General features: G+C 51.8%; 6 protein-coding genes and 1 tRNA gene. 3 read left to right on the forward strand and 4 right to left on the reverse strand.

Annotation, left to right across the window (positions count from 1 at the left end):
• Together VGJ94_00430 and VGJ94_00435 are read left to right on the forward strand one after the other, a co-directional pair.
• The coding region (locus VGJ94_00430) for a hypothetical protein (GenBank protein HEY3275058.1) at positions 1–261 on the forward strand (261 nt) is incomplete at its 5' end.
• Between the two features lie 10 nt (positions 262–271).
• The gene (locus VGJ94_00435) at positions 272–664 is read left to right on the forward strand and encodes a DUF2304 domain-containing protein (protein ID HEY3275059.1); all 393 of its coding nucleotides are present in this window, start codon (positions 272–274) and stop codon (positions 662–664) included.
• 37 nt (positions 665–701) lie between these two features.
• On the opposite strand, the gene VGJ94_00440 is transcribed toward VGJ94_00435, so the two are convergent.
• Both VGJ94_00440 and VGJ94_00445 read right to left on the reverse strand, forming a co-directional pair.
• Positions 702–2,078 (reverse strand): sigma-54 dependent transcriptional regulator, encoded by a 1,377-nt coding sequence (locus tag VGJ94_00440; GenBank protein ID HEY3275060.1) that lies wholly within the window; start codon positions 2,076–2,078, stop codon positions 702–704.
• Positions 2,075–4,450 carry a PAS domain S-box protein gene (locus tag VGJ94_00445; protein HEY3275061.1) on the reverse strand — a complete coding sequence of 792 codons (2,376 nt, stop codon included), beginning with the start codon at positions 4,448–4,450 and terminating at the stop codon, positions 2,075–2,077. Before VGJ94_00445 ends, VGJ94_00440 begins: the two co-directional genes overlap by 4 nt.
• A gap of 269 nt (positions 4,451–4,719) precedes the next feature.
• Between VGJ94_00445 and VGJ94_00450 the strand changes: the two genes are divergently transcribed.
• Positions 4,720–6,291, forward strand: coding sequence for an AMP-binding protein (locus VGJ94_00450; GenBank protein HEY3275062.1), 1,572 nt, complete (start codon positions 4,720–4,722; stop codon positions 6,289–6,291).
• Positions 6,292–6,699: 408 nt separating this feature from the next.
• On the opposite strand, the gene VGJ94_00455 is transcribed toward VGJ94_00450, so the two are convergent.
• Positions 6,700–6,772: transfer RNA gene (locus tag VGJ94_00455), tRNA-Gly, on the reverse strand.
• Between the two features lie 44 nt (positions 6,773–6,816).
• Positions 6,817–7,785, reverse strand: a 969-nt coding sequence (locus VGJ94_00460) for a fused MFS/spermidine synthase (protein ID HEY3275063.1), incomplete at its 5' end; no start/stop codon positions are given.

The following is a 7,785-nucleotide window of genomic DNA, read 5'->3' on the forward strand; positions in this document are numbered from 1 at the left end:
CTTGTGGTGACGGACCCCACCAGTGGTTTCAGGGCTGTGAACCGCAAAGCGCTGAAGCTCTTCGCAAACCATTACCCCCAGGATTATCCGGAACCGGAGTCTCTCGTATTTGCCCATAAAAGGAAGTTCAGGATTCTTGAACTGCCCGCGGAGATGAAGAACCGCATGTTCGGCGCCTCTTCGATCACCCGGATCCGGGCTGCCTATTATATGGGTAAGGTACTGCTTGCGATGTTCATCGACCTTTTCAAGAGGATATAGGGGGTATGGCATGCTCCAGATACAAATCGTAATAGGTTGCATAAGCATCGCATTCTTCATCGCCACTTTCGAGCTCATCAGAAAGGAGAGGCTGAGGGAAGAATACGCCATGCTGTGGCTTCTTACTTCGTGCGCAATAGCGGTGCTGAGCCTGTGGCCGGGCCTGGTGGGGATTATCAGCGGGATCACGGGGTTCTATTATCTGACGGCGGTAATGGGCATCATCTTCGTCTTTTTCATATTTCTCCTCATGCACTATTCTATTGCCATCTCCAGGGTGAAGGAAGTAAATAAAGAGCTGATCCAGCGCTACGCCCTTCTGGAGCTCAGACTAAGGAATCTTGAGACTGATAAAGGGGCGGAGCCTATGGCGGAACCGCCGGAACAGTGCAAGACCGCTTAAAGAGGTTGACGCGCATAAGAAGTCTTAAATCGGCAGCCTAGGATATCCGTTCCCCCTGCAGCTCTTCCGCACCGACGTCTATCTTATCATAGAGGGCCTTTCGGCTTATCCCCAAAAGGCGTGCAGCCTTGCTCTTGTTGCCTTTTACCGATCTGAGCACGCTCCGGATATATTCCGCCTCCATATCCGAAAGGGCAAGGATTCTCCCTCCGGCAGGGGTACTCTCCGCGTCCGCCCCGCCCGGCATGGCAGTCAGTATCCCTTCGGCAAAGTCTTCGGCGAGAATCTCCTCCCGTTGATTGCTCATGAGAACCGACCTCTCCACCACATTCGCGAGCTCCCTCACGTTGCCCGGCCATTCGTAAGAGGTTAATACATCCATGGCCTCCCGGGAAAACCGCTTCCTCCTGCTTCCCCGGGAGAATTTACTAAGGAAATAGGAGGCGAGATGAGGAATATCCTCCTTCTTATCTCTCAAGGGGGGAAGATTAAGGATGAAAGTGTTTATTCTGAAGAAGAGGTCTTTGCGGAACCTGCCTTCCTGCACTTCAATTTTAAGATCTTTGTTGGTGGCAAAAATGAATCGGACGTCGACTTTGATCTCTTTGGTGTCGCCGAGTTTCCGGAAAGTCCCTTTTTCAAGCGCCCGCAGAACTTTCGCCTGTATGCCCAAACCCATGTCGCCCACCTCGTCTACAAAAAAGGTCCCGTGGTTGGCTATCTCGAGAAGGCCCAGCTTGTCGCCTTCCGCGCCCGTAAATGCACCTTTCTTATAGCCGAAGAGCTCACTCTCCAGCATCGTATCCTGAAGAGTGCTCGAATTGATGGTGACAAAGGGCCGACCGGACCTGGGGCTGAGATCGTGTATCGCCATGGCGGCAAGCTCCTTTCCGGTACCCGTCTCTCCCAGTACGAGTACCGGAGATTTGGCCGGCGCAACGAGGGAGATGAGGTTTCTTACTTTTGCCATCGCATCGCTCGATCCGACGAATTCGTCATGGGCGCCTATTCGCTGGAGCTGCTCTTCGAGGAGAATGGTTTTTACCGTGAGCGTCCTCTTTTCATATGCCTTCGTGATGACCTTTGAGAGATCCGCCATTTTACAGGGTTTGGTCAGGTAATCGTAGGCACCAAGTTTCATGGACCGTATGGCCGTGGGTACGGACGCAAAACCGGTGAGCATGATGACCTCCAAGGTAGGTTCGCCTTGCTTGACCTTCATGAGCAGATCCACGCCGTCCATATCCGGAAGTTTGATATCGAGTACCACCACGTCTATATGCTCGGTTTTGAGCGTCAGGAGGGCTTCGCTCGCGCGTGAGGCGGTGGAGACCGTCATCTTTTCCTCGGAAAGGTGCTCTCTGAACGCTTCCACGAGCCTCGTTTCATCATCAACAATCAACACATGAATCATCGCAGCCTAACCTCCCTGCTGTCGTCATTATGAATTGGTAGGGACACGGTGAATGTGGTCCCGTGACCGGGTTTGCTCACAACTTTGATGCTGCCCCCCAGATCTCTCACGAAATCATGGCACAATGAGAGCCCGAGTCCAATCCCGCTTTTTGATTCTTTTGTGGTGAAAAAAGGCTCAAAAATCTTGTCAACGATGGATTCCGGAATCCCCGTGCCGTTATCCTCTATCTCAACCAGGACCCGGTCCTCATGAAGGCCGGTTCTTATCCATATAGTCGCATCCCTCCTGCCCTCGGCCGCGTCCATGGCATTAGTGATAAGATTAATGAAGACTTGGCGCAGCGCGCTCACATCTCCAGGTATCTCCGGCAGGCAGTCGGACTGGTCTTTCACGATCCTGACTGCCGCACGATCAATATTCATGTGATCGGCCACTCCATTAAGAAGCTCGTTCACATTAAGGGGCCCTATCTCGAGGCCCTCTCGTTGGAAGAGAGAGAGGATATCGGTGCCCACCCGCTTACATCTGAATGCCTCTTCCTCTATTATGTTCAGGTAGCCTTCCAGCTTCTCTACTTCAACCCCCTTGGTAGGACGAAGCCCCCTGAAGGAGTCGACGCATCGATGGGCTCGCTCTGAGTAGGCCACGAGGGTTCCGAGAGGATTGTTCAGCTCATGGGCAATGCCTGCTGCGAGGCGGCCGATGGTGGAGAGCTTCGCCTCCTGCATAAGCTTGGCCCGTATTTTCACCCTGTCGGTTGTTTCCTCTATGATACAAAGAAGACCTTCTATATCCCCGTATTTATCCTTGAGGGGCACTCCCCTGAAGTCCATGAAGATATTCCGGTCGCCCCGGTAGGTCATAAAAGGGAAATCCCAGAGCTGAAAGGGTTCGCCCCTTAGACCTGCTTCAATGTAGCGTGCCAGGCCGCATTGGATGGTATAAGGGTTTTCCAGCCAACTGAACCCTATCAGTTTCTCCCCTGCCCGCGGACCCAGGCCCGAGAGCGTAGCTAGGGCGGGGTTGATGCTTGTGAAGATGCCATCTTTATCGAGGGTAAAGATGGCCACCGGCGCGTGATCTATGATGGCTTTATTGAATTCGTTGAGAAGGCGAAGATCGTTTTCAACACGCTTCTTCTCCGTGATATCCTCAATGGTGCCTTCATAAAAAAAGGTTTTCCCCTCTTCATCGATCGCCCGGCGGGCATTGAGGGAAACCCAGATCAAGGTGCCATCCTTCTTGACCATCTCGCATTCGAACCCGATGGCGAGGCCTTCTTTATCAAGGAGATCCATGAATTCCGCACGACGCTCCTTTTTCGCATAAACCTGATGGGTAACGTCGTGAAGGGAAGCGATAAGCTCCTCCGGATCATTGTAGCCCAACATTTTGGCATGAGCGGGGTTTGCGGCAACTACCTGGCCGTCCGGGGTGGTTTGAAAGATCCCTTCCACGGCATTTTCGAAAATACTCCTGTACTTCCTCTCTGCCTGCCTCAGAAGCTCTTCCCGCTCCTTCCGCTCCGTAATATCGAGGAGAGTGCCGACGAGGGCAGGCTTGCCATGGCAGACGGTCCTCGATCCATAGACTTCAACATTCTTGACCTTCCCGCTCCGGGTGATAAGACGGAACTGGGAATGGATCGACGCGGTTTCCCCGGAGATTCTTTTCCATATGTTGTCCCTTACCATGGGCCAGTCTTCGGGAGCCACCACATCCACGGGTTTTATGGTACTCAGGAGATCTTCGACGGTGTAGCCGAAGATGTCGGCCAGCTTCGGATTCACGTATTTGAAGACCCAGTCCTGAATAAGGTAGACGCCCACGAGCGATTTTTCGGAGAGGTCCCTGAATTTATTTTCCGATTCCTTAAGGGCTTCTTCCGCATCTCTATCTTTTGTACCTTCACGAATGAGGACCTGAAGGACCCTGTCGACTCCCGGGGATATCGCGTCGAGACGTACCTCTGCCTCAAAAGAGACGCAGCCGTCCGGTTGCCATCTCCACCTGAAGGATTGAGGCTTTCCTGAAAAGACTTCGTCCGTCCTTGCGACAAACGCCTCAAGAGAAGGCGTTCCGTCCGGCTGAAGGGCCGGCAGGAGCTCGTCGACGAGCCGACCACACAGCTTTTCTTTTTCGGACCTGAAAACATAGGCGGCCCTCTCATTGCAGTCGAGGATGATATTATCGGCGAGAAGGAAGATGGCGTCACTCCCATGGTCGAAAAGGATCCTGTAGGCTGAAGCAGGCGCCTTTGGAGCCTTCGCCTTTTGAGGCCGTCCCCGTAGACCCGGTACGGCGGGCGGCCGTGATCCGGTTTCGGATCCGCGTAGAGGGAACTCCCCCTTCTTCCCTTTTTCTTTCATAAGCACCTGAAGACAATCATTTGTTGAAGATAGACTAATTATATACTAAATTTGTCCCCCGGATGCAGATAATCTAAAATTTTCTGACTATTCTTCATACACCTCCCGTGACTAAATCTCATACAGATTGTATACAGGATATACAGCTCTCCAGCCCCCCAAGGGGAAGATAAAATATTAAAATGACACAGAAGAACGCATCGTCTAGAACGGCATCGTTATTGCTTCCAAGAAGAAAGGAGATAGAAAGGGCAAGATGGAGGAACGATATGGGAGATAGAAAGAGCTTCTCTACGATCAGGACGCTTCTTAATAGAAATGCCATGCTCCACCCCGAAGGAATCGCGATGAAGGAGGTGGAGGGGGAAAGAATTTTAACGTATCAGATGCTGCGGGACCGGGCGAACAGAATGGCTGATGCCCTTTATAGATTAGGCGTAAAGAAGGGCGACCGGGTTGCCATACTGAGTCAGAATAGCTTCGAATATATGGAATCGGCAGTTACCATACCCAGTGCAGGCATCATCTTCGTGGTCTGCAATTTCCGTCTCGCTCCCCCTGAAATCGCTGCCGTGCTCTCAGACGCGGAACCGGCGATACTTTTGGTTCAGGATCAGTTTGCGGATATGGCTCTGGACATCAGAGATTCCGTACCGTCGATCAAACATTTGGTATACTTTGGAGCCCCGAGTAAGAAGCCGGAAGGATGGCTCAGTTACGAGGGCCTTATCCGGAGCGGCTCTCCCGCCGACCCGGTGTCGGAGGTTTTCGAGGACGACATCGCCATGCTTATGTATACAAGCGGCACCACGGGCCTTCCGAAAGGGGTAATGCAGACCCATGGAAACTACTATCACGCGGGCAGGGTCTGTTCGAAAAATAACAATTTATCCATCGACGACCGGGTTTTTGTCGTCTGCCCCATGTATCACATCACCGCCCATTACACCTTCTTCGGCAGCTTCTATTCAGCCTGTCCCGCCTATATTTTCAATCGCTGGGACGTCGATCTATTCCTCTCCGCGACTGAAAAGGAAGAACTGACCGCAGGCATGTTCGCGACCCCCATGGTAATGATGATACTCGACTCCCCGAACCGGTCGAAATATAATGTCACAAGCTGGCGGTCACTCTGGTTCGCGGGGGCGGGGATTATTCCCTCCGTGTATAAACAGTTCATCGACACCTTTGGGAATCTCCTCGGCGAGCATCACGGCACTACCGAGTCAACGGGCGTGACCACTAACCTCTCCACCAGAGACATTAATGAGGCATTCCTGAGGGGCGACCGGACCATTCTCGAGTCCTGCGGGAGGGCGAGTTACGATATGGAGGTCCTCGTGGTCGATGAATCGGGCAAGGCGGTGGACCCGGGGGGCACAGGAGAGATGATTATCAGGGGTCCTGGGATCGGGCTGGGCTATTGGAAAAAACCGGTCGAAACGGATAAGTCCTTCAGAGGCGAATGGTTTCATACTGAGGACGTCTGTTCCATGGACGAGAGGGGCTACATCAGGGTGATCGACCGTCTCAAAGACATGATCATAACCGGGGGAGAAAACGTGTACCCCGCCGAAGTAGAGAAGGTGCTCCACACCCATCCCATCGTCAAAGAGTCGTGCGTGATCGGCACGCCCCATCCAATATGGGGTGAATCAGTGACCGCTGTCTGTGTTCTGAGAGACGGGGCAGCGATCGAGCCAATGGAGCTGACCAATTATTGTAAAGGCAAAGTAGCGGGATATAAGGTCCCGAAAACGGTGTACATAGTCTCCGATCTCCCGCGCAACGCTGCGGGAAAGATATTGAAAAGAGAACTGAGGGAGCAGTTCGCGAGATAAGCGGACGACCTTTATAGCTCAGGCAAAACCCCCTTTTGAATACCGGACCTCTCTGCGGCGGATGACCCCCTGCCGGAAACAGGGAGGTCCGGCCATTTGCTCGCTTCAGGAGCAAAATGAGGCCTCCTAAGATTGAACTTCCCCCAAAATAAGCGCTGACAAAAAGGCCGTGAAACCGAATTAAGACGGCAGGTTAAAAGAATTCCGTCGATGAAGTAAGAAGGCCAGTATATTAATGGAGAGTCTTATATGGAGCAATTTCGAGAAATTATCGTCTCTAATGCTGGAAGTACGCAGAAGAGACAAGATCTTCAAGGGGGTTCATTTAGCGAGCACAGCTCGCGAGAGGGGGAGGCTCGCTCGGCCTTTGCCGAGTGAGGGGGCGACGCAAGCCCCAATAGTTGTTAGAGCGGGCAACGGGGCTCGAACCCGCGGCATCAAGCTTGGGAAGCTTGCACTCTACCAACTGAGTTATGCCCGCACTGCTATATAATAAGAGAAAAGAGAGATGAAATCAATAGCTAGTTAACTTCTCCTGTTATAGCCGAACCTCTCCTCGAAAATCGGGGCGATCAAATTATCGATCGGCGCATAGTCGTCCCGAATCACTATGGAATGACGGGTTTTCATGAATTCTTCCATTAGCTCTTCGGGTACGACGGCTGATGCTGCCCGGCCTTGAGGATTGATTTTGACATGATTGTCAAAATCCTTGATATCGATGGGACCATACCCTGCGATCACGATAAAGGTGCTGATCCGGGTATTTTTGAAATCGGGGCTTACCGACAGGAGATAGACGTTCTTTTCTCCGAATACTTCTCTCAGTGTCTTAATGTAAGAGGGGAGAAATGCACCCTTTTGAAAATTATCGATAATGTTGGACATAAGTATTCCGCCGGGATTCATCACGTTCTTCACTTCCTGAAGGAATTCCCTGGTGGTGAGGTGGTAAGGGATCGAAAGGTCGTTGTAGGCATCGGTAAATACGAGATCGTATTTTTCCTTGGAATTCATGACAAACCACCTTCCGTCCGTGTTGTACGTCTTGATTCTCGTCTCTTTCGGAAGACCGAGATGGGTGTACACTATATTCGTGACTTCGGGATCAATTTCGACGACGTCGATTGCAGCCTGGGGATACACCAGCTCCATATATCGGGGAAAGGTATATCCTCCCCCGCCGATAGTGAGGCTCTTGAACGGCTGGTCCTGTTTGAATTTCCATTTGAGTACATCGGAATAGATCTTTTCGTAATCATATTCTATATGAAGAGGATTTTCGAGGCATACGTAGGAGTGAATGAGGTTATCGAGAACCATTGCCTTGAGCGGAGTGGTTCGGTCGTGGCTTATGGTGTCGATGAGCTTGATGGTGAAGTAGTCGCTTTCCGTGTAAAGCTTCACTCCCTGTCTGAGGGGCACCTTATAAAGAAAATGATGCACGCCCCACATGCCGAAGAAAGCAATGACTACAAAAAGGGCTATACTCTT

The organism is Syntrophorhabdaceae bacterium, assembly GCA_036504895.1.
GTDB lineage: Bacteria > Desulfobacterota > Syntrophorhabdia > Syntrophorhabdales > Syntrophorhabdaceae > PNOM01.